Here is a 1,707-nt window from a genome sequence, read left to right on the forward strand (position 1 = left end):
GACAATGCAGTCTTTACAGGCATCACGTTCAATAACGGAACCTTTACGTATGACGGAACAGCGCATTCGATATTCGTTTCGGGAGCTCCCGCAGGTGCAACGGTAACCTATACAATTACCGACATTCAAAATAATACGCAACCTGGAAATTCAGCCGTAAATGTTGGCGTTTATACTGTGACAGCAATAATAAGTATGGCTAATTATAACAATCTGGAATTACAGGCTACCCTGACAATCGATGATGACTTAGGAGTTTCTGAACCAGGAGAAGAAACAAAGATATTTATATATCCTAATCCGTTTACAGATATAATCAAAGTTTCAAAAATTGATGATGTCAAACTGATTTATGTGTTTGATATGGCAGGCAGATTAGTAAGAACATTAGCTCCATCTACCGAACTTAATCTGTCAAACTTAAGCCAGCAATCATATTTACTTGTTCTTGTTATGGAGAATGGTTACAGAAAGCCATTTAAAATAATTAAGAAGTAAATAGTAATTAATCATAATAAAATAATCATTCGAGATTAATTTAAGATAAGTGGGAGTTAATTGCTCCCACTTATTATTTTATTATTGATAATCCTTATTTCAAAGCCCTCAACTACTCTATAATGGATAAATTTTACAATGAAACATATCTTAAATTGGAAACTGCAATCCAGGAACTGGAGATTGAAACCGACTGCTCCATAAAAAGAATAGAAGCGGTTATAGAGCTTATCATTCAAAGCCTTGCCGATTTAAAAGAGTTTGTATTGAAGCACGACTTTAAAAATATGGAAGAAGAAATCCATTTTTTCAAGTGTCAGAAACCTGTTATTGTTTCAAAGCTAATTTACTACAATTCCATCTATAAAATAGAAACGAAAAGACCGTATGGAAACAAACGTACCAAGAAATATTTTACCAAAGAACTGAAAAAGCTAAAAAGGTTCTTTGAAAATAACCTTGATTTTTACAAGTATTACCGCAGTAACAATTCTTTCGTTGACGAGAAGTTTTTTGTACGTGGGAAGCACGATATAAGGTTATGGTTGGACACTTTTTATTTTGAGGCAGACCACCGCTTTTCTACTTCGCACGATTATAAGGTTGCCAAGATAATTGCCAATGACCTGATACAAGTTTATTTGGAGGACAGGTTAAATAATATCAATCAGAAAAAGAGTTCGGATGTTTCACTGAACTGGACAGCAAGCAAAACTGCATTGATAGAACTTATATACGGGTTATATTCACAAGGTGTTTTTAGTAATGGACATGCGGACATCAAAGTCATAGCCAAAACGTTTGAAGGTACATTTAATATTGATTTGGGAGATTTCTACCATACATTTCTGGAACTTAAATCCCGAAAAATAAACAAGACAAAATTCCTTGATAGCGTTCGTGATACGTTGATTAGGAAAATGGATGAACAGGACGAAAGATAGGGTTTTGTTGTGTTTCAGTATGGGAAAAGGAGTTTAATCCTTTTTCTTTATCTCCATATATGCAAAGCAGTACTCGTCGCATTAAAATCTTGCTGTGATTTACAGAAATATTTTTTTGTATATTTGCTTTGAGCTAACGGAAATACGTTGAAAAGCAAAGCAATAAGCACCGTTACCAAATCGTTACCTGACTTTTTTAATAATCTTTATAAAAGCTTAGTATTCAACCGATACAGCTTTTTCCTGAAAACTTTAAAATAAAAAA

The 1,707-nt window shown here is 33.6% G+C and carries 2 protein-coding genes; both read left to right on the forward strand.

The annotated features are described in order from the left end of the window. On the forward strand, nt 1-498 hold a 498-nt coding region (locus H600_RS0111660), incomplete at its 5' end, for a T9SS type A sorting domain-containing protein (RefSeq protein ID WP_026728946.1). A gap of 122 nt (nt 499-620) precedes the next feature. Next, a complete protein-coding gene (locus tag H600_RS0111665; protein ID WP_026728947.1) occupies nt 621-1,442 on the forward strand; it encodes an RteC domain-containing protein in 822 nt (273 codons plus the stop codon). Nucleotides 1,443-1,707 lie beyond the last annotated feature (265 nt).

This window comes from Flavobacterium denitrificans DSM 15936 (assembly GCF_000425445.1).
Classification (GTDB): domain Bacteria; phylum Bacteroidota; class Bacteroidia; order Flavobacteriales; family Flavobacteriaceae; genus Flavobacterium; species Flavobacterium denitrificans.

Excerpts from the sequence above, each read along its gene's own strand:
- H600_RS0111665 (WP_026728947.1), top strand. The coding sequence starts at position 621 with ATGGATAAATTTTACAATGAAACATATCTTAAATTGGAAACTGCAATC.